Here is an 18,733-nt window from a genome sequence, read left to right as displayed (position 1 = left end):
TCGTCGACGGGTGATGTGGGACGCAACCTAGCGGAATCCGTGGACCGGGATGCGGATCGCACCCCGGTCCACGGTGAACCGGCTCAGCTCCGCCAGGTGATCAGCGCGTCGAGCGCCTCGATCCGGTCCCCGGAGACGAGCAGCGGGTTGACCTCGAGCGACTCGAGGTCGTCGCCGAGAGCGACGGCGATCGCGCCGATCCTGGCCACCACTTCGGCGAGCGCGTCCAGGTCGACCGGCGCCTGGCCGCGGGCTCCCCGGAGGACGGCAGCGCTGCGCAGCGACTCGACCGCCCGTCGGGCCTCGGCCTTCGAGACCGGCAGCAGGCGGAGCTGGGAGTCGCCGAGGATCTCGACCCAGACGCCACCCATCGCGACCGCCAGCGTGAGCCCCCACGACGGATCGCGGACGACACCGACGAGCAGCTCCGTGCCACCCGAGCGCATCGGCTGGACGACGGTCGTGGTGCCGTCGTGGCCGACCTTCGCGAGGGAGTCGGCGATCCGTGCTGCCGCGTCGCGGACCGACTCCGCGTCGTGGAGACCGAGCTCCACGCCACCGAGGTCGCTCTTGTGCTCCAGATCGTCTGCGGCCGCCTTCAGGACCACCGGGAAGCCGACCTCCTCGGCGTGGTGCGCGGCCTCGTCGGGGGAGGTGGCCACCCGGGACGGCACCATCGGGATGCCGTTGGACGCCAGGAACGCGGACGCAGCACGCTCTGTCCACGTCCCGGTGCGCGGTGGCAGCCCGTCCGCGACGGTCACCTCGCCCGCGACCGGCGCATCCGCACCGGCCTGATGGTGCCGGTAGGTCTGCGACCAGCGGACCGCGTGGCCCAGCGCCGTCATCCCGTGCTCGATGCCACCCGCGATCTGCGGGTAGCTCGCCGCCTCCCGAAGGGCCCGTCCGGTCTCGCTCACGTCGATCAGGACGTTGCCCACGATCACGACCGGCTTCGGCGAGGAACGGATCACCCCACCCGTGTGCCGGTAGGTCTCCACCGCGAGGTCGAAGTCGGGTGTCGTCCGTGGCATGTCCTGCAGCAGCATGATGACGTCGACACCGGGGTCGGCGGCGACGACGCCGAGTGCCTTCGACATGAGCTGCCGGTCGAGCAGCACGTAGCCGGTGACGTCGAGCGGGTTGTTCGGCGTGGCGAACGGCGGCAGCACCTCCCGGAGCGCTGCGGTGGTCGTCTCGGCGAACTCCGGCAGGTCGAGCCCTTCATCCTCGGCCCGGTCGGAGATGATCTCGGAGGCGCCGCCCGAGGGGGTCACGACGCCGATCCGGTTGCCTGGGAGCGGACCGGTCTCGGCGAGCATGCCGGCGGTGACCATCAGGTCCTCCAACGAGCCCACGCGGATCACGCCGAGCTGACGGAAGGCGGCGTCGACGGTCCGGTCGTCACCGACCAGCGCACCCGTGTGGGCCTGGGCGGTCCGGGACGCCTTGACGCTGCGCCCGATCTTGAGAGCCACGATCGGCTTGCCCGCCGCCAGCGCACGCCGGGCGATCTCGGCGAACTCGTCCGGGTGCCGGATGCTCTCCAGGAAGAGCGCGATCACCTTGGTGCTCGGGGAGTCGACCAGCGCGTTCATCACGTCGGTCACCGACATCGCGGTCTCGTTGCCCATCGAGACCAGGAGCGAGATCCCGATGTTGCGGGCCTGGGCGAAGGCCAGCACGTTGCTGGCCAGCGCACCGCTCTGCAGCACGACCCCGACCGAACCGCCCAGGAGCGGCGGCGGGATCGGTAGCCCGTACGGCGTGATCGAGTCGGCCGCGTTGATGAACCCGTTCCCGTTGGGGCCGAGGACGGTCAGGTCGTGCCTGCGGGCGATGTCGGCGACCTCCTGCTCGCGGACCGCGCCCTCCTCGCCGACCTCGCCGTAGCCGGCGGTGAGGATGACGTAGTTCCGGATGCCGCGAGCCGCACCTTCCTCCAGGACCAGCGGTACGACCTCGATCGGCGTCATGACGTAGGCGAGGTCGACCGGGCCCGGGATGGCGGAGAGGCTGCGGTGGGTCTCGACACCGTGGACGACAGGCGTCTTGGGGTTCACCAGGTGCACGTCACCGGAGAAGCCGTGCTGGAGAAGGTTGTTGTAGGTGCTCAGCGACCAGCCCGACTTGTCGGTCGCCCCCACGAGGGCGACCGACTTCGGGCGGAAGAACTCCTGCAGTCGGTCGGCGTCGAGAGTGCTCATGGCGCCACCTCCGTAGCGCAGGCGCCAGAATACGGACGCGGCGCCATGAAATACCCGATGTTCGCTCGCGTGCGCTCGCTCATGCCAACGACGCTCCCACCTTGACGTTGCCCTTGAGCAGGTTTCGGGCGATGGTGCGGCGCTGGATCTCGTCGGTGCCCTCGAAGATCCGGAGCAGACGCAGCTCGCGGTACCAGCGCTCCAGCGGGAGCTCCTTGGTGTAGCCCATCCCGCCGTGGATCTGGAGGACGCGGTCGACGACGCGGTTGGCCATGTTGGTGCCGTACAGCTTCGCGATGGACGAGGCGTGGCGGGCGTCCATCTTGTTCTCGACCTGCCACGCGGCGTGCAGGGTCAGCCAGCGGGCGGCCTCCAGCTCGACCGCGCTGTCGGCGATGTGGCCCTGGATGAACTGGTAGTTGGCGATCGCCTGGCCCATCGAGTGACGGTTGTTGGCGTGCTCGATCGCCATCTCGAGCATCCGCTCCGCGGCACCGATGGCCCCGGCCGGGATCATGAAGCGACCGTTGCCGATCCACTGCATCGCCAGCTCGAAGCCCTTGCCCTCCTCGCCGAGGATGTGGTCGTTCGGGACGCGTACGTCCTGGAAGCTCAGCGCCGCCGGGCCCCACTCGCCCATGGTCGGGATGGGCGTGGACTCCCAGCCCATCGCCCGGTCGACCAGGAAGCAGGTGACGCCGCCGTCGGCGCCCTTCTCCGGGTCCGTCACCGCGAAGACCATCACGAAGTCGGCCTCGTTGCCGTTGGTGATGAAGACCTTCTCGCCGTTGATCACCCAGTCGTCGCCGTCACGGACCGCCCTGCTCCGGATGCTGCGGGCGTCGGAGCCGGCGCCGGGCTCGGTGATCGCGAAGCAGCTGCGGCGCTCGCCCTCGATGGTCGGGATGAGGTACTCCTGCTTCTGCGCCTCGGTGCCGGCGTAGAGGATGTTGTCCGCGCTGCCGCCGAAGCGGAACGGCACGTAGGTGCGGCCGGCCTCACCGGCGATGATCGCCGACATCACGGCGCCCGCGGCCATGCCGCCGTACTCCTCCGGGGTGTTGATGCCCCAGTAGCCGTACTTGCGGGCCTTGGCCTGCAGGTCCTTGAGCTGTCCCGGCTCGAGCGCAGGACGGCCGTTGCGCTCGTTGAGGAGGACCTGGTCCTCCAGTGGCATCACCTCCTTGGTGATGAACTGGCGCACGGCCTCCTTGACTGCTCGATGCTCTTCTCCCAGCGCGAAGTCGATCATTGCCCGCTCCTTCGGTTAGAGTGAGTTTCTAGAATCGTTTTCTAGAATGGACTATGAGAAGAGTCACGCAGTAGCGGTTCGTCGTCAAGAGGAATTGCGCATATTGTGAGAAGATCCCGGCACCAGGACGAGGAGTGAACGATGGCCCTAGAGGTCGAACCGCAGCGCCCGGGAGGGCGTCGCTGGGCGAAGACCGAGGAGACGCGCCGGCAGCTCCTGGACGCCTCGCGCGAGGTCTTCGCGGAGAAGGGCTACGCGGTGGCCAGCGTCTCCGACGTGGTGGCTCGCGCCGGCTCCAGCGTCGGGAGCGTCTACCACCACTTCGGCGGCAAGGAGCAGCTCTACCTCGCCCTGTGGGAGGAGTACGTCGACCGGCTGGCCGCCGCGGCGGCCGCCAGCGTCGCGAAGGCGCGCAAGAGCGGCGTCGAGGCCCCGCTCGACCAGTTCGAGGCGGGTGCCCTGGCCTACCTCGACGCGGTCTGGGAGGACCGCCAGCTGCTGCCCGTCTTCTACGCCGGCGACGGCCCACCAGGGTTCGAGATGATGCGTCGCCGCCGCAACATCGAGTGGATCCGCCGCAACCTGCAGGTGCTCGGCCTCGGCGTCAGCGAGGAGAACCAGCTGCTCGGCGCGATCCTGACCGCGCTCATCGGTGAGGCGGCCAGGATGACGGCCGCGTGCGAGACCAAGCGCCAGGCGCGGCGGGTGTCTCGGCACGCGATCGCGTTGGCCCAACGGCTCTTCGTCGGGGAGGTCGCCGAGCCCGCGGCTCAGGCGGCCGAGTAGCTCCCGAGGAGCCTTCGAGGATCAGCGCCATGTGGCCAGCCCGCGGTCGATGACCACGGTGCCGTCCTCCTTCCGGGTCTGGAAGGCGGACGTCCTCTCATCGACCCGCCACATCGCGACCTGCAGGGTCTCGCCGGGAAGGACCGGCGAGGAGAACCGGCCGGCCATCGAGGCCATCGCGTCCCCGTCACCACCTGCGATCGTGCCGATCAGCGCCCGGCCGGTGACCCCGTAGGTGCACAGCCCGTGCAGGATCGGGCGCTCGAAGCCGCCCCGCGCGGCGAAGCGCGGGTCCGAGTGCAGCGGGTTGCGGTCGCCGCTGAGCCGGTAGAGCAGGGCCTGGCCGGGCCAGGTCGGCATCGTCACCAGCTCGTCGGGGTCGCGCTCGGGGATCGGTGAGGCGGCCCTGGGCCCCGGGTCACCGCCGAACCCGCCCTCGCCCCGGATGAACACCGAGCTGCGCGTGGTCACGACGGCCTCGCCCGTCGCCGGATCGACCGCCTGGGCCTCGCTCGCGACCAGTGCCCCCGAGCCCTTGTCGTACATGCCGGTCACCTGGGACGTGAGCGAGACGGTGCCGTCGGCGGTCAGGGGTCGGTGCAGGACGACCTCCTGCTCGGCGTGGACGAGCATGGCCGGGTTGAAGTCGCCCATCCTCCGCCCGCCACGCCTGGCGCCCCAGGTGACCATCACCCCGAACGTCGGCAGCACCTTCTGCTCCGGGCAGGCGTCGTCCCCGTGCTCGCTGGTGTAGCTCAGGTCGGTCAGCGGGTCGTCGTGCCCGGCGCCGACGCCGAGGGCGTACAGCAGCGTGTCGGCACCGGTCCAGGACCGCTCCTCGGGCTCGGAGCGTACGCCGATGACTGACTGGTCCAGACTCATGCCTCCGGCGTCCTTCCGCTGGTGAGCGAGTTCGCCCGGGCCTCCGCGATCATGCTGGGCAGCACCACGTCGAGCTCGTCGACCGTCCAGGGCCCGCCCTCCTTCTCCTCGGTCGGGCCGGCGACCCAGCCCTCGGCCACGCTCACGTGCCCTCCGCGTACGTTGAAGACGCGCCCGGTCACCTCGCGCGCGGACGGAGAGGCCAGCCAGGCCACCACGGGGGAGACGTTCTCCGGTGCGCCCGGGTTCCACTCACCCTCGGCCACCTGGGGCCGGTTGGGGTTGAGGTTCTCGGTCATCCGGGTCAACGCCGCCGGGGCGATCGCGTTGACGGTGATGCCGTAGCGGCGCAGCTCCTGGGCGGCGATGACGGTCATCGCCGCGATGCCTGCCTTGGCGGCGCCGTAGTTGATCTGCCCCGGGTTGCCGTAGATCCCCGAGGAGGAGGTGGTGTTGATGATCCGGGCGTCCACGTCCTCACCCTGCTTGGACAGCTCGCGCCAGTGCTGGGCGGCCACGCTCATCGGCGCGAAGGTGCCACGCAGATGCACCTTGACGACCGCGTCCCACTCGTCGATCGACATGTTGACCAGCATCCGGTCGCGCAGGATCCCCGCGTTGTTGACCAGTACATCGACCCTGCCCCACTCGTTGAGGGCGTCCTGGAACAGCTTCTGGGCGCCCTCGGGGCCGCTGATGTCGCTGCCGTTGGCGATCGCCTCGCCGCCGAGGGCGCGTACCTCCTCGACGACCTGCTGCGCGGGGTCCTCGGCCTTGCCGGTGCCGTCGAGCCCGGCGCCGAGGTCGTTGACCACGACCGCCGCTCCGCGGCGTGCGAACTCGAGCGCGTGCGCGCGGCCGAGGCCGCGGCCGGCGCCGGTGATGATGACGACCTGTCGGTCGGTGCTTGCCATGGATCTGCTCCTTCGGGTGGTGGGGTCAGTGCTGGTCAGGGCTGGTCAGCGCTGGTTGGCGAGGATCAGGGTCGCCGCGCTCATGAACATGCCGCCGTTGCCGAGCACCAGGCTGGTGCCGGCCCCGTCGACCTGCGCGGCGGCCTCGCCGCGCAGCTGGCGTACGGACTCCTGGATCGCGAACATCCCGTACATGCCGGTGTGGGTGTAGGACATGCCGCCGCCGTTGGTGTTCAGCGGCAGCGACCCGCCGGGGGAGGTGTTGCCCTCGGCGACGAACGCACCCGACTCCCCGCGGCCGACGAAGCCCATGTCCTCCAGGCCGTAGAGGGGCACGTGGGCGAAGGCGTCGTAGATCATCAGGTGGTCGATGTCGGCCTGGGAGGTGCCCGACTCCTTGAACGCCGCCTGGCTGGACAGGGTGAACTGCTTGCAGCGGGTCATGTCCTCCATCTGCGAGATCAGCGGCGTCGTCGCCGCCTCGCCGGTGCCGAGGATGTGGACCAGCGGCTTGTCGCTCCCGTGCGCCTCGGCGAACTCGCGGGAGGCCACGACCAGGGCACCGCCGCCGTCGGTCACCAGGCAGCACATCAGCAGCGTGAACGGGTCCGCGATCATCTTGGCGCCGAGGACGTCGTCGACGCTGATCTCGTCGCGGAACATGGCCCGAGGGTTGCGGGAGGCCCAGCGCCGCTGGGCGACCGCGACCTCGGCGAGCTGCTCGAGGGTGTTGTCGGTCTCGTGCAGGAACCGGCGGGCGGGCACGGTGAAGCTGGTCGGCGGACCGGTGATCCCGTACGGCATCTCGAACTGCGCCATCACCGAGTCGCCGGCGCGCGGGTGCATCGGTGCGCCCACCCGGGACCGGCCGGACTCGCCGTGGGTCACCAGCACGACATCGGCGTAGCCGGCCTTGATCGCCGCTGTCGCGTGACGTACGTGGAAGAGGAACGAGGAGCCGCCGACGCCGGTGCCGTCGACATAGGTCGGGGTGATCCCCAGGCTGTGCGCGACCTGGATCGGGCCGGGGATCGAGACCGAGGCGATGCCGTCGACCTGGTCCTTGGTCAGGTTCGCGTCCGCGAGGGCCCGACGGGCGCCCTCGACGTGCAGCTCGAGGGTCGAGGTGGTGGGCAGCTTGCCGATGTCGGTCTCGGCGGCTCCCATGATGACGACGTCGCGGCTCATCAGGCGTTCTCCTTCATCGGGACGAAGACGGGCACGGCGACGCCCGTGCGCTGTTCGAAGCGCACCTCCACCGGCATGTCGAGCTCGAGCGTGTCTGGATCCGCCTCGACCAGGTTGGTCATCATCCGCGGACCCTCCTCGAGCTCGACCACGGCGATCACGGTCGGCACCGGGAAGCCCGGTGCCGGACGGTGGGACACGATGTAGGTGTGCAGCAGACCCCTGCCCGAGCAGGTCACCCACTCGAGATCGGTGGAGCCGCAGCGCGGGCACGAGGAGCGCGGGTAGAAGAAGACCTGGTCGCAGGGGCGACACCTCGGCAGGTCGAGCCTGCCGGCGGCGGTGGCGTCCCAGTAGGGCTGGGTCTCCGGGGTCGCCCGCGGCGCGAACCGGGCCTCGGGGATCGACGTCGTCATACGGTGCTGCCTTTCTCGCGCTCGAGGACGGCGCGGGTGTCGAGGTAGTGCAGGATGGCCTCGACCGAGGCCCGGGCGGCCGGGCGACGCTGGTCGTGGACCTTGGCGTAGACGTGGTCGGTCACCTGCTCGCGGGCCACGCCGTCGGCCAGCAGCCCGGCGACCTGGTCGATCCGGCGCTGCCGATCGGCGATCCGCGCCTGCAGGTACGTGGTGGGCTCGCGTACGGCCGGCCCGTGCCCCGGCAGGAGGATCCAGTCGTCGTCGACCAGACCCGCGATCCGGGCCATCGAGCCGAGCATGTCCGCGATGGTGCCGTCGGGGTGCGAGATGTAGGGGTTGAACCGGGCCAGCACGGTGTCCCCGGTCAGCATCACGCGGCGGTCGCCGAGCGAGAAGCTCACCCCGTCGGAGGTGTGCCCGGGGGTGGTGAGGGTGCGGATCTCGGTCCGCCGGCCCAGGTCGATCCGGGTCCCGTCGGGGATGATTCCGTGCTGGACCCGTGGCCTGATGGTGGCCTGCCAGCGTTCGGCCACCGCATGGGCCGCCTGGGAGTGGTCGCCGTGGTGGTGGCTGAGCAGGATCGTCTCGATGCGGGCGCCGGCCCCGCGCACCACCTCGTCGATCCGGTCCAGGTGCTCGGGGTCGGTCGGACCGGGGTCGATGACCACGGCCCGGCCTTCCCCGACGACGATCCAGGTGTTGGTGCCCTCGTACGTCCAGTGGTTGGCGTTCGGCGCGAGCAGCAGGTGGACGCCACCGGTGACCTCCACCGGCTCCCCGGGTCGAGGCGGGGCCCCACCGACGTCCCAGATCGCGTCGATGCGGCAGGAGTCGTCCCGGCGGGACTCGTTCTGGACGGGAGGGCCGCTGTTCACTCCTGCTCCATCCAGACGTCCTGGAGCTCGCGGGAGGAGTAGTCCGGGTGCGGGTAGTAGTCGTGGACCTTGCCCGAGTAGAGCGTCTGGGTGTCGTAGGCGTACAGCGGCAGCGGGGTGGAGACGTTCTCCATGATGTAGCGCTCGATGTCCTGCAGCGCCTTCTCCCGCTGCGCCTCGTCGGTGATGACGCGCTGGGCGGCGACCATCTTGTCGAGCTCCGGGTCGTCGACCTTCGACCAGTTGCGGGTGCCGGTGCTGGTGTACTCCGAGGTGAGGTACTCGTCGGCCGTCAGCATCGGGGTCTGCAGGCCGTACATGATGTCGTACTTCGTCTCGGGCCAGGTCGAGCTGACGTAGGTGGCGTAGTCCTGCTGGTCGATGGTCAGCTTGATGCCGATCTTGGCGAGGTCCTCCTGGACCCATTGGGCCTCGCGCAGGATGGTCTCGCCGTAGCCGTCGGTGGCGACCAGGTCGGCGGAGAAGCCGTCGGGGTAGCCGGCCTCGGCCAGGAGCTTCTTGGCCTTCTCGGGGTCGTACTCCAGCAGCCCGTCGACCTCGTCCTGGGGCAGCGCCCCGAAGAGGGTCGGCGAGATGGGACCGGTGAGCGTCCCGCCCGACCGCAGGGCCTTGATCATCCCCTCCTTGTCGATCGCGTGCGCGACGGCGCGACGGACCTCCAGCTTGCTGAACGGCCCCTTCTCGGCGTTCATGAAGACCCGGGTCTGGGTGATCCCCTTCTCCGTACGCAGCTGCAGCCCGTCGATCTGGTTGAGGAGCTGGTCGACCTGGCGCTTCTCGGTGGAGAGCGAGGCGATCATGTCGAGCTTGCCGCTTCGCAGCGCGGCGATCTGTGCCTGGGCGTCGGGGAGCACGGTGGTCTGGATACCGTCGAGGTGGGGGAGACCCTCGATGAAGTAGTCGGGGTTCTTCTCCATCACGCGCTCCTGGTCGCGCTTCCAGCTCTTCAGGACGAACGGGCCGGTGCCGATCGCCTCCTCGGCCAGGTTGAACTCGCCCTTGGTGCCCTCGCAGGGGAGGACCGCCATGAACGGGTTGGCCATCGTCTGGTCGAAGGCGGTGTTCGCCGACGCGAGCGTGAAGACCACGGTGTAGGGGTCCGGGGTCGCCACCTCGGTGACGCCGGCGACCAGGCCGAGCTGGTGGCCGGGCAGGGTCTTGATCCGGTCGACCGTGCACTTGACGTCGGCCGAGGTGAACTCGCGACCGTTGACCGGGGGCTTGTCATGGAACTTGACGCCCTGACGGAGGTTGAAGGTCCAGGTCTTCAGGTCCTCCGACTTCGACCACTTCTCGGCCAGGTCGCCCTCGAGCTCGCTCGAGCCGTACGCGACGTCCTTGCCGGTCTTCGGCGCGACCAGCCGGCTGTAGACCGTTCCGACCGCGACGTGGGTCATGTAGGACGCCTCCTTCTGGATGTCCAGCGAAGGCGCGTCGGCGGTGGCGGCGGTGTGCAGGATGCCGCCGTCCTGGGGCGGTCCGGCGTCCTCGACGATCTTGCCCTTGCCGGAGGCGGTTCCGCCCGTGCCGCAGGCGGTGGTCAGGGCGAGGCAGGCAGCGGCCACGACCGCACCGGCGGTCCGGGCCTGTGATCTCGTGAGGCGAAGCATGGGGTGGGGCATCACGGACTCCTTGGGGTGGGATGGGGCTAGCGGCGCTGTTTGGGGTCGAGGAAGTCGCGCATGGCGTCGCCGAGCAGGTTGAACGCCAGGACGGACACGGAGAGGATCAGGCCGGGAACGACCGTCATCCACGGGGCGATCTCGAGCTGGCTGCGGCCCTCGCTCAGCATCCGGCCCCAGGAGGGGGTCGGCGGCGGGGTGCCGATGCCCAGGAAGCTGAGCGCGGACTCGGCGATGAGGATGACCGCGAAGAGCAGCGAGCCCATGACGAAGAGCGGGGCCATCAGGTTGGGCAGGCCGTAGCGGATCAGGATCCGTGGGGTGCCGCAGCCGACCGAGCGGGCGGCCTCGACGTACGGCTCCTCGCGGATGCGGAGCATCTCGCCGCGGGCGACGCGGTTGATCGAGGGGATCACCAGCAGGCTGAGGGCGATCACGGTGTTGCGTACGCTCGGTCCGAGCAGGGCGGCCACGAACAGCAGCAGCACGATCGAGGGGATCGCCATCAGCGCGTCCATGATGCGCTGGAGTACGGAGTCGATCCAGGTGCCGCCGAAGTAGCCGGACACGACACCGACGACCAGGCCGATCGCGCCGCCGAGAGCGAGCGTGGCGACCGCGATCAACAGGGAGGTCCGGGCGCCGTAGAGCGACCGGCTCAAGACGTCCCGGCCGAGCTCGTCGGTGCCGGCGAGATGGCCGCCGACCCCCGGTGCGGTCAGGATGTTCACCCGGTCCTGGGCGAGCGGGTCGTACGGGGCGATCCAGGGCGCCAGGACGGCGACCACGACGAAGAGCGTGATCAGGAAGAGGGCGATGGCGCCGAGGGGCTGCTCCCTGGTGAACCGGACCAGGCCGCTGCGGGCTCGTGGTCGGTGGGCCGCGCGCGCGGTCCCGGAGATGGCGATGCTCATGCCGAGGCTCCTTCGTAACGGATCCGCGGGTCGATGACCGCGTAGAGCAGGTCGACCACGACGTTGACGAGGATGAAGATGGCGCCGTAGAAGATGACGCAGCCGAGGATGACCGGGTAGTCGCGCTGCCCGACCGCCTCGAAGATCAGCGACCCCATCCCCGGGATCGCGAAGATCCGTTCGAGGATGACGGTGCCGCCGAGGATGTGACCCACCTGCAGGCCGAGCACGGTGAAGACCGGGATCAGCGAGCTGCGGCCGGCGTGCTTGAGCACGACCACCCGCTCGGACGCGCCGCGGGAGCGGATGGTGCGGATGAAGTTGGAGCCGAGCACCTCCAGCAGCGAGGAGCGCAGCATCCGGGCGATGCTCGCCATCGTCGCCGCGCCCAGGGCGATCGCCGGGAGTGCCATGTGGACGAGGTTCTGGCCGAGGTCCTCGGTGGGAGAGGCGTACACCAGGGGTGGGGACCAGCCGAACCAGAGGGCCAGGAAGGTGATCAGGAGCAGAGCCAGCCAGAAGTTCGGCAGGGACATGCCGATGACCGCCAGGAAGCGCATGACGTTGTCGACGACGCTGTGATGCCGGATCGCCGAGAGCATGCCGAACGGCACGCCGAGCAGGATGCCGAAGAGGATGGCCAGCAGCCCGAGCTCGAGGGTGGCGGGAAGTCGTTCGAGGATCTTGGTCGTGACCGGGCGTTCGTCGTCGAACGAGTCGCCCAGGTCGCCTTGGGCGAGCCCGCCGACGAAGTGGCCGAACTGGGTCAGGATCGGCTCGTCCAGGCCGAGCTCGGCGGTGCGCTGGTCGATCTGGGCCTGGGTGACGCCGGGGGCGTCGGCGAGCTGGAGCCGTACGGCGTCGCCGGGGATCAGTCGGATGATGAGGAAGACCAGAGTGGCGACCAGGGCGAGCACGAGCAGGCCGTAGGTCAGGCGTCGTCCGGCGTAGAGAAGCATGCGATCACCTCGCGGAAGTGGGGTCGAAGAGGTGGCAGGCGACGCTGCGCGCGTCGCCCGAGCCGCCGATGGTCAGCAGCTCCGGCTCGTCGCGGTCGCAGCCGTCGATGCTCTGGCTGCACCGCGGGTGGAACCGGCAGCCCGACGGGGGCCGTCGCGGGCTGGGGATCTCGCCGGCGAGCGGCGTACGCAGCTGGTGATGGGCGTCGGGGGAGGGGATCGACGCCATCAGGGCCTGTGAGTAGGGATGTCTCGGCCGCTCGCTGATGTCGTCGGCGTGGGCCACCTCGGCGAGCTTGCCGAGGTACATCACGCAGACGCGGTCGGAGATGTAGCGCACCACGTTGAGGTCGTGCGCGATGAAGAGATAGGAGAGCCCGAGCTCGCGCTGGACCTCCTTGAGCAGGTTGAGCACCTGCGCCTGGACGGAGACGTCGAGTGCGCTGACCGCCTCGTCACAGACGATGAGATCGGGGTCGGTGGCGAGTGCTCGGGCGATCCCGATGCGCTGCGCCTGGCCGCCGGAGAACTGGTGGGGGTAGCGCTCCAGTGCGAACGAGGGGAGACCGACCAGGTCGAGCAGCTCCTTGGCGCGTTTGACGCGGCTGGCCCGGTCGCCCATGCCGTGGACCACCATCGGCTCGGTCAGCACCTGCGCGATGGTCATCCGTGGGTTGAACGAGCTGAACGGGTCCTGGAAGACGAGCTGCATCCGCTTGCGAAGCTGCGTCAGGCTGCTCTTCGACAGCGCGGCGATGTCGTGACCGTCGAAGGTGACCGAGCCACTGGTCGGTTCGATCAGCCGGAGGATCAGACGCCCGAGCGTCGACTTGCCGGAGCCTGACTCCCCGACCAGACCGAGGGTCTCGCCGCGCTTGATCGTCAGGGAGACACCGTCCACGGCGCGTACGGGTGGGCGACGCGGGGTGAGGAGGCCCTTGCCGTCGCCGAAGTGCTTGACCAGATCGTGTGCTTCGACGAGGGGAGTGGCGCCGGGGACGATCATCGGGCCACCTCCGCCATCGGCGCGAGAGCACCGCGCTCCTCGTCCGGACGCCAGCAGCGGACCTGTCGGCCGGCGATGTCCCGTAGCGGCTGGGACGTCTCGCACTCGGGGCCGGCCTGGGAGCAGCGGGTGGCGAAGCGGCAGCCGCTGGGCATCTCGTTGAGGGCGGGCACAGCGCCGGGGATCGCCGGCATCTCCTGGTCGCGCGGGGTGTCGCGTCGCGGGATCGCATCGAGCAGCGCCTGGGTGTAGGGGTGCTGCGGCCGGTCGAGGATCTCGTCCGCGGTGCCGGTCTCGACGACCTGCCCGGCGTAGAAGACGACCACCCGGTCGGCCATCTCGGCGACCACGCCCATGTCGTGGGTGATCAGCATGAGCCCGACCCCGGTTCGGTCCTGGAGGTCGCGGATCAGCGCCAGGACCTGGGCCTCGACGGTGACGTCGAGGGCGGTGGTCGGCTCGTCGGCGATGAGCAGGCGTGGGTCGCAGGCCAGCGCGCCGGCGATCATGACTCGTTGCCGCTGGCCGCCCGAGAGCTGGTGGGGGTACGCCTTGAACTTCGTCTCGGGCTCAGGGATGCCGACGAGGTCCAGCAGCTCGACCGCGCGCTCGCGTGCCTTCCGTTTCGAGACGTCGTGGTGGATCCGGTAGGCCTCGACGAGCTGGTGCCCGATCGTGAAGAGGGGGTCGAGGGAGGTCATCGGGTCCTGGAAGATCACCGAGATGTCCTTGCCCCGCACGGTGCGCATGTCGTGGTTGTCGGCTCCGGTGATGTCCCTGCCGTCCCAGGTGATCCGACCGCCGCTGACCCGGCCGTTGCCCAGCAGGCCGAGCACGGCGAGCGCTGTCACGCTCTTGCCGGAGCCGGACTCGCCGACGACGGCGACGGTCTCGCCCGCGTCGATCCAGAGGTCGACGGCGTTGAGCGCCTCGACCGTTCCGCCCCCGGTCCGAAACTCCACGTGGAGGTCCTCGATGCGCAGAAGCGGCTCATTCGCGGACCCAGTTGGTGCTCTCATATCGGACCCTCCCGTTCGTGTCCGCGACCGGTGTCGGTCGCCGATGTTGGTGGCTCAATCTAGAATCACGCTCTAGGATGAGATTCATCATTGGGTCGCCAATCGAGTGTGTCAAGGGTCACAATCCGGATATCGGACTTTCTTCTCGCGACACCTCGTCCGGCGCAGCGTCGTGCCGTGACGTACGACGCAGGTGGCGCCGTCTCGGACGGCGCAGGAGGTGGAATGAGCGAGTCCGAACCCACCGAAGTGACGGGCGCTGCGCGTTCCACGCTGATCGTGGTCTGCCTGGTCAGCGCGGTGATGGCGCTCAACGCGAGCTCTCTCAACGTCGCGCTGCCGACGCTGAGTCGGGAGTTCGAGGTGAGCTCGGCGGAGGGGAGCTGGCTCCTGCTCTCCTACATGGTCGCCAACACCGCCTGCCTGCTCCTCTTCGGCCGCCTCAGCGACGTCTGGGGCCAGCGGAGCCTCTACCTGGGCGGGCTGGTCCTCTTCTCGCTGGCGAGCCTGCTGGCCGGCTTCGCTCCGAACGTCGAGGTGCTCATCGGGCTCCGTGTGGTCAGCGCGATCGGCGGCGCGGTGCTCATCGGCAACGGCGCCACGCTCATCCATCAGGCCTTCCCGCGCTCGTCCCTGGGCGGCGCGATGGGCCTGTACGCCGCCTCGTTCCCCACCGCCAACCTCATCGGGCCGACGGTCGGGGGCCTGATCGTCGACCACGTCGGCTGGCAGTGGGTGTTCTGGTTCAACGTGCCGGTCTGCCTGACCGCGTTGGTGGCGGGACATCTGCTGCTGCCGCGACCTGTGGTGGACAAGCGCGCCGTCGGTCTCGATCTCCCCGGCAACCTGGTGATCATGGTCGGCGTGGTCATGCTGACCCTCGGGATCACGTCGCTGACCGACCTCGGATGGCTGCATCCGTTGGTGATCGGATGCGTCGTGGGATCGGTCGTCTTGGTCCCGGTCCTGCTGTTCGTCGAACGGCGTGCGACGGCTCCTGTGCTCGACGTCGCCGTCATCCGCCGTGTCGGGAAGCTCTTCCTCGCAGGCTTCTTCACGGGGGCCGGACGGTTCCCGCTGGTCGTGCTGGCCAGCCTCTACTTCCAGAGCGTCGTCGGCGTCGCTCCGGGGACGGCGGGGATGATGCTGCTGCCGATGCCGGTCGGGATGATCACTGCCTCACTGACCCTCGGTTGGCTCTCGCGCCGCTGGACGCCGCACCAGATCATGTCCGGAGGATCGGTGGTGGGTACGTGTGGCGTCGCTCTGGTCGCGCTCGCGATCCATCTCGAGCTGACCTGGATGGTGATGGCGACGCTCGCGATCGTCGGCCTGGCGACCGGGCTGTTCATCGGCACCAACGCGACGGTCCTTCTGGAGCGGGCGCCCGAGGACGCGCTGGGCGTCGTCAACGCCACGCGTCTGATGCTGCAGAACACGGGCAACGTACTCAGTCTGGCCGTCGCCCTCACCCTGCTTACCGCCATCCTTCCGCCCGGACTCGGTGAGGCGGTGCTCGCTGCGAGCGTCCCGGCCGGCGGTGTCGATGCGGTCAACGCGGCCTTCACGCTGGTCTGCCTCTTCCTTCTCTCCCTCGGTGCGGTCGGCGCCTGGTACTCGTTCCCGCGCCGAGGCGATGCCGAGGAGGTGATGCAGCCGCGGCCCGAGGTCTCGGTCGCTGCCTGCCGACAGGTCGGGCTGCCCAAGGACATGCTCGACGGACCGTAGCTCGAGCGGGTCCGCTCGATGCTTCTCCGCCGGATGGAGATCAGGTGGTGACGTCGTGCGGAGTGGAGGGCCGCGCGACGCGGGAGCGGGTGATGAGGAAGCCGAAGGCGGTGGCGAGGACGTACATCACGATGCTGTAGACCGCGGCCGGGATCGCCACGGTCGTGTTGTCGAGCACGCTGAGGGCGATGGTGAGGGCCACGGTGGTGTTGTGGATCCCGACCTCCATCGAGGTGGCGATCGCCTGCGCCTGGCCGAGCCGGAACACCCGAGCGCCGAGGTAGCCGAGGCAGAGGCTTGCACAGCAGAACAGCGTCACGACCACGCCGATCTCGCGGAGGTAGTCGGCGATGTTCTCCCGCTCCCCGAGGATCGCGCCGACCGAGACCATGACCAGTACGACGATCGAGAAGATCCGCACCGGACGGTCCGCTCGGGCGGCGAACGTCGCCGACCGGCTCCGCACCAGCATCCCGATGCCGACCGGGATCAGCACGATCGCGATGACCTGGACGACCTTGCCGAACTGCAGGCCCAAGGTGTCGCCCGCGTCGAAGTAGCTGATCGCCGCGTTGGTGATCAACGGGATCGACACCGCCGCGAGCACCGAGTTGACCGCGGTCAGCGTCACGTTGAGCGCGACGTCGCCACGGAACAGGTGGCTGAACAGGTTCGCCGTCGTCCCGCCCGGCGACGCGGCCAACAGCATGACCCCGACGGCGATCAGCGGATCCACGTCCGCGACCACGACCAGTCCGAACGCGATCATCGGCAGGACCACGATCTGGAGCGTGAGCGCGACGAACACGGCTCGTGGAGTGCGTACGACCCGGCGGAAGTCTCCCGGGGTCAGGCTCAGGCCCAGCCCGAACATGATGATGGCCAAGGCGATGGGGAGGCCGACCGAGAGCAGGACCGAGTCGTTCACTGTGTTCCTCCAGCATGCGGGGCAGCCGCCACGATCGGCCGTGTGAGATGTGCGTCACAGTGGACCACGTGGAAGAGGTGAACCACAGTCTTATCCGGACATTTCGACCCGCGAAGTACGGATCCCCTGTCGCGAGCGGCCTTCCCGGCTCGCGACAGGGGATGTGCGGGTGAGTATCGCCGGGCTCATGCGAGCTTCTGGGCGACCTCGTTGAGGTTGGCGCGGAGCTTGTTGCGGTAGGCGTCGTGCTGCTCGGGGAGTCGGGCGTCGCAGAACGCGGCGAGGTCGGGGCCGGTGACCTCGATGACGCTGCGTCCGGCGGCGGCTTCGGTCTCGAACAGATCGAGTACGTCGCGGAGGATGGCGACGATGTCCATGCCGTCGCCGGCGGTGAAGCGCCACATGTAGTTCTTCATCTCTGCGTAGACGGTGCGGTAGTCGGCGGGGAGCTGGGCGGCGCGGGCTTCCATGCGCTTCCAGTCCTTCTTGTCACCTACGAGGCGGCTGAGGAGGTTGTTCATGGTGGTGCTCCTTCTTCTGTGGTGTTGTTCGGTTCCCTTGGTGGGGCCGATGGAAGAAGAGTGCAGGCCTGACGCAGCGTCAAGGTCAAGCACCGATCCGAAGAAAGTTGGTGATCATGCTGCGAGGCGGTGATCGAGGAGTACGTCACGCAGCCTGAACTCTGCCCGGGACAGGGGCGGTGGGTCCGGTGCCCAGGTGTCTGGTGGCGGGCTGGAGTAGATGTGGCCCGTGGGTGTGATGGTGGTGATGCTGCCGTCTGGTCCGGGTCTGGCTTGCCAGCCGGGGGCTTCCTTGGCTTGGTTGCATCGTTCGCACAGGCCCTGCAGATTCTGGGCGCTGGTTTCGCCGCCGTCGGTGTGGCGTTGGATGTGGTCGATGTTGCGGATCGGGGCATCACACCCGTTGGTGCGGCAGGTCCCGCTGTCGCGGGTGGTGATGAACTCGGCCAGCCCGTCGGGTGCTCTGCGTGAGCGGGATTCCATGGCGACCAGTTGACCGGCCGGGTCGGTGAACAGACGCCGGACGAACACCTCGGCATCAGCGAGTGCGTCGCGGGCCCAGGCCGCGGGGACGGGCCCGTAGCCCTCGACGAAGGCGGGCTGATCCGCGTCGTTGGTGAGGGAGTCGGCGGTCATCACGATCTTGACCTCGACCCGAGGCCCCACCCCGGCGCTCTCGCGGCCGGTGACTCGGTCGATGAGGGTGTCGGCCATGACCTGACCCCGGGTCCGCTCGTCCCCGGCGGCTCGGGCGGCGTTGGCTGCCTGGTCCAGGGCGGCGAAGACGGCGACGCCGTCCTTGACCGGCAGTAGCGCACCGAGCCAGGTCATGGTGTCCGGTGCGGGCCGCAGACTGACCCGACGGTCCTTGACGGCGTTCGCCGCCCGGGCGACCACGGAATCCTGGTCGAGGGTGATCGCGAGTTTCTTGGCGGCGTTCTCGAGCTGCCGCAGCCCCATCACCACGACCTTGGGTGCCTCACCGTCGGGCCCTAAAGCGCAGAGCCGGTGGTCGATGACCCGACGGTTCTCCACCGAGAGGCAGGCGGTCTCGCGGGCGAGGATGGTGGCCTGCCATTGGGAGAACAGTCCCGCTTTCATCAACGCGAAGGTGTGCGGCATCTCGGCGATCAGGATCTTCGCCAACCCGAGCAGCTTCGCGCCGCGTTCGGGTGAGACCCGTCGCGCCAACGCGACCTGGGAGGCCACTCCTTCGCCGAGCTTCCGGGCTGGGACCCCGGCCGCCGAGTGGCGCTCGCGAACAGCTTCGTCGAGACGTACCGCTGCTTGTGCCTGCACGGCCTCGGCGGTGCACTTGACCTGTTCGAGACGACTGATCCAGTCGACCAGCTCACCCTCGGACGCACCGGGTGGTGGCCCGTCGAGGAGGTGGTCGATGGTCTCGTACATAGCCGTTATTATATGCGTTCGAGCACCATGACGCGACCGATTTGTGCTGGTCAGATGACAGTTACGCAGTCAGCGAACAAGG

At 69.1% G+C, this 18,733-nt stretch carries 17 protein-coding genes; 2 read left to right on the top strand and 15 right to left on the bottom strand.

Annotation, left to right across the window (positions count from 1 at the left end; genetic code table 11):
• Positions 1 to 83 precede the first annotated feature (83 nt).
• Together BLT25_RS29055 and BLT25_RS29050 are read right to left on the bottom strand one after the other, a co-directional pair.
• Entirely contained in the window at positions 84 to 2,207 is a 2,124-nt protein-coding gene (locus BLT25_RS29055) for an acetate--CoA ligase family protein (protein ID WP_091053251.1), read from the bottom strand.
• 79 nt (positions 2,208 to 2,286) lie between these two features.
• Positions 2,287 to 3,459 (bottom strand): acyl-CoA dehydrogenase family protein, encoded by a 1,173-nt coding sequence (locus tag BLT25_RS29050; RefSeq protein WP_091053250.1) that lies wholly within the window; start codon positions 3,457 to 3,459, stop codon positions 2,287 to 2,289.
• A 141-nt stretch (positions 3,460 to 3,600) separates the two neighbouring features.
• On the opposite strand from BLT25_RS29050, the gene BLT25_RS29045 reads away from it, so the two are divergent.
• The gene (locus BLT25_RS29045) at positions 3,601 to 4,245 is read left to right on the top strand and encodes a TetR/AcrR family transcriptional regulator (protein WP_091053248.1); all 645 of its coding nucleotides are present in this window, start codon (positions 3,601 to 3,603) and stop codon (positions 4,243 to 4,245) included.
• 21 nt (positions 4,246 to 4,266) lie between these two features.
• Here the strand turns inward: BLT25_RS29045 and BLT25_RS29040 are convergent, their stop codons facing one another.
• Genes BLT25_RS29040 through BLT25_RS28995 form a run of 10 tightly spaced genes read right to left on the bottom strand, consistent with a single transcriptional unit; the run spans position 4,267 to position 14,007 of the window.
• Positions 4,267 to 5,127: a MaoC/PaaZ C-terminal domain-containing protein gene (locus BLT25_RS29040; protein ID WP_091053246.1), complete on the bottom strand. Its 861-nt coding sequence runs from the start codon at positions 5,125 to 5,127 to the stop codon at positions 4,267 to 4,269.
• Entirely contained in the window at positions 5,124 to 6,041 is a 918-nt protein-coding gene (locus tag BLT25_RS29035; RefSeq protein ID WP_091053245.1) for an SDR family oxidoreductase, read from the bottom strand. Before BLT25_RS29035 ends, BLT25_RS29040 begins: the two co-directional genes overlap by 4 nt.
• Positions 6,042 to 6,086: 45 nt before the next feature.
• Positions 6,087 to 7,229, bottom strand: coding sequence for a thiolase C-terminal domain-containing protein (locus BLT25_RS29030; protein ID WP_091053243.1), 1,143 nt, complete (start codon positions 7,227 to 7,229; stop codon positions 6,087 to 6,089).
• A complete protein-coding gene (locus tag BLT25_RS29025; RefSeq protein WP_091053241.1) occupies positions 7,229 to 7,645 on the bottom strand; it encodes a Zn-ribbon domain-containing OB-fold protein in 417 nt (138 codons plus the stop codon). Before BLT25_RS29025 ends, BLT25_RS29030 begins: the two co-directional genes overlap by 1 nt.
• On the bottom strand, positions 7,642 to 8,523 hold the full coding sequence (locus BLT25_RS29645; RefSeq protein ID WP_176884403.1) for an MBL fold metallo-hydrolase: 882 nt from the start codon (positions 8,521 to 8,523) through the stop codon (positions 7,642 to 7,644). Before BLT25_RS29645 ends, BLT25_RS29025 begins: the two co-directional genes overlap by 4 nt.
• The gene (locus BLT25_RS29015) at positions 8,520 to 10,166 is read right to left on the bottom strand and encodes an ABC transporter substrate-binding protein (RefSeq protein WP_091053240.1); all 1,647 of its coding nucleotides are present in this window, start codon (positions 10,164 to 10,166) and stop codon (positions 8,520 to 8,522) included. Before BLT25_RS29015 ends, BLT25_RS29645 begins: the two co-directional genes overlap by 4 nt.
• A 26-nt stretch (positions 10,167 to 10,192) precedes the next feature.
• A complete protein-coding gene (locus tag BLT25_RS29010) occupies positions 10,193 to 11,080 on the bottom strand; it encodes an ABC transporter permease (protein WP_091053238.1) in 888 nt (295 codons plus the stop codon).
• Positions 11,077 to 12,039, bottom strand: a complete 963-nt coding sequence (locus tag BLT25_RS29005; RefSeq protein ID WP_091053237.1) for an ABC transporter permease — start codon at positions 12,037 to 12,039, stop codon at positions 11,077 to 11,079. Before BLT25_RS29005 ends, BLT25_RS29010 begins: the two co-directional genes overlap by 4 nt.
• A gap of 4 nt (positions 12,040 to 12,043) precedes the next feature.
• The gene (locus tag BLT25_RS29000; protein ID WP_091053235.1) at positions 12,044 to 13,045 is read right to left on the bottom strand and encodes an ABC transporter ATP-binding protein; all 1,002 of its coding nucleotides are present in this window, start codon (positions 13,043 to 13,045) and stop codon (positions 12,044 to 12,046) included.
• Positions 13,042 to 14,007, bottom strand: a complete 966-nt coding sequence (locus BLT25_RS28995; protein ID WP_256328866.1) for an ABC transporter ATP-binding protein — start codon at positions 14,005 to 14,007, stop codon at positions 13,042 to 13,044. Before BLT25_RS28995 ends, BLT25_RS29000 begins: the two co-directional genes overlap by 4 nt.
• Before the next feature lie 282 nt (positions 14,008 to 14,289).
• Between BLT25_RS28995 and BLT25_RS28990 the strand changes: the two genes are divergently transcribed.
• Positions 14,290 to 15,792, top strand: coding sequence for an MFS transporter (locus BLT25_RS28990; RefSeq protein WP_091053233.1), 1,503 nt, complete (start codon positions 14,290 to 14,292; stop codon positions 15,790 to 15,792).
• A 40-nt stretch (positions 15,793 to 15,832) separates the two neighbouring features.
• Here BLT25_RS28990 and BLT25_RS28985 read toward each other — a convergent pair whose 3' ends face one another.
• The 3 genes from BLT25_RS28985 to BLT25_RS28975 all read right to left on the bottom strand — a co-directional run bounded on the left by BLT25_RS28985 (position 15,833) and on the right by BLT25_RS28975 (position 18,651).
• The gene (locus BLT25_RS28985) at positions 15,833 to 16,720 is read right to left on the bottom strand and encodes a bile acid:sodium symporter family protein (RefSeq protein ID WP_091053232.1); all 888 of its coding nucleotides are present in this window, start codon (positions 16,718 to 16,720) and stop codon (positions 15,833 to 15,835) included.
• A gap of 185 nt (positions 16,721 to 16,905) precedes the next feature.
• A complete protein-coding gene (locus BLT25_RS28980) occupies positions 16,906 to 17,241 on the bottom strand; it encodes a DUF1048 domain-containing protein (protein ID WP_091053230.1) in 336 nt (111 codons plus the stop codon).
• A gap of 114 nt (positions 17,242 to 17,355) precedes the next feature.
• Complete coding sequence (locus tag BLT25_RS28975) at positions 17,356 to 18,651, bottom strand: HNH endonuclease (protein WP_091053228.1); 1,296 nt, start codon at positions 18,649 to 18,651, stop codon at positions 17,356 to 17,358.
• Between the last annotated feature and the right edge of the window lie 82 nt (positions 18,652 to 18,733).

This window comes from Nocardioides sp. YR527 (genome assembly GCF_900101045.1).
Classification (GTDB): domain Bacteria; phylum Actinomycetota; class Actinomycetes; order Propionibacteriales; family Nocardioidaceae; genus Nocardioides.
Note: the sequence above shows the minus strand (reverse complement) of the source record. Positions and strands in the feature narration are given on the sequence as shown.

Coding starts and splice junctions, on each gene's coding strand:
- BLT25_RS29055 (WP_091053251.1), bottom strand. CDS start 2,207: ATGAGCACTCTCGACGCCGACCGACTGCAGGAGTTCTTCCGCCCGAAG.
- BLT25_RS29050 (WP_091053250.1), bottom strand. CDS start 3,459: ATGATCGACTTCGCGCTGGGAGAAGAGCATCGAGCAGTCAAGGAGGCC.
- BLT25_RS29045 (WP_091053248.1), top strand. CDS start 3,601: ATGGCCCTAGAGGTCGAACCGCAGCGCCCGGGAGGGCGTCGCTGGGCG.
- BLT25_RS29040 (WP_091053246.1), bottom strand. CDS start 5,127: ATGAGTCTGGACCAGTCAGTCATCGGCGTACGCTCCGAGCCCGAGGAG.
- BLT25_RS29035 (WP_091053245.1), bottom strand. CDS start 6,041: ATGGCAAGCACCGACCGACAGGTCGTCATCATCACCGGCGCCGGCCGC.
- BLT25_RS29030 (WP_091053243.1), bottom strand. CDS start 7,229: ATGAGCCGCGACGTCGTCATCATGGGAGCCGCCGAGACCGACATCGGC.
- BLT25_RS29025 (WP_091053241.1), bottom strand. CDS start 7,645: ATGACGACGTCGATCCCCGAGGCCCGGTTCGCGCCGCGGGCGACCCCG.
- BLT25_RS29015 (WP_091053240.1), bottom strand. CDS start 10,166: ATGCCCCACCCCATGCTTCGCCTCACGAGATCACAGGCCCGGACCGCC.
- BLT25_RS29010 (WP_091053238.1), bottom strand. CDS start 11,080: ATGAGCATCGCCATCTCCGGGACCGCGCGCGCGGCCCACCGACCACGA.
- BLT25_RS29005 (WP_091053237.1), bottom strand. CDS start 12,039: ATGCTTCTCTACGCCGGACGACGCCTGACCTACGGCCTGCTCGTGCTC.
- BLT25_RS29000 (WP_091053235.1), bottom strand. CDS start 13,045: ATGATCGTCCCCGGCGCCACTCCCCTCGTCGAAGCACACGATCTGGTC.
- BLT25_RS28990 (WP_091053233.1), top strand. CDS start 14,290: ATGAGCGAGTCCGAACCCACCGAAGTGACGGGCGCTGCGCGTTCCACG.
- BLT25_RS28980 (WP_091053230.1), bottom strand. CDS start 17,241: ATGAACAACCTCCTCAGCCGCCTCGTAGGTGACAAGAAGGACTGGAAG.
- BLT25_RS28975 (WP_091053228.1), bottom strand. CDS start 18,651: ATGTACGAGACCATCGACCACCTCCTCGACGGGCCACCACCCGGTGCG.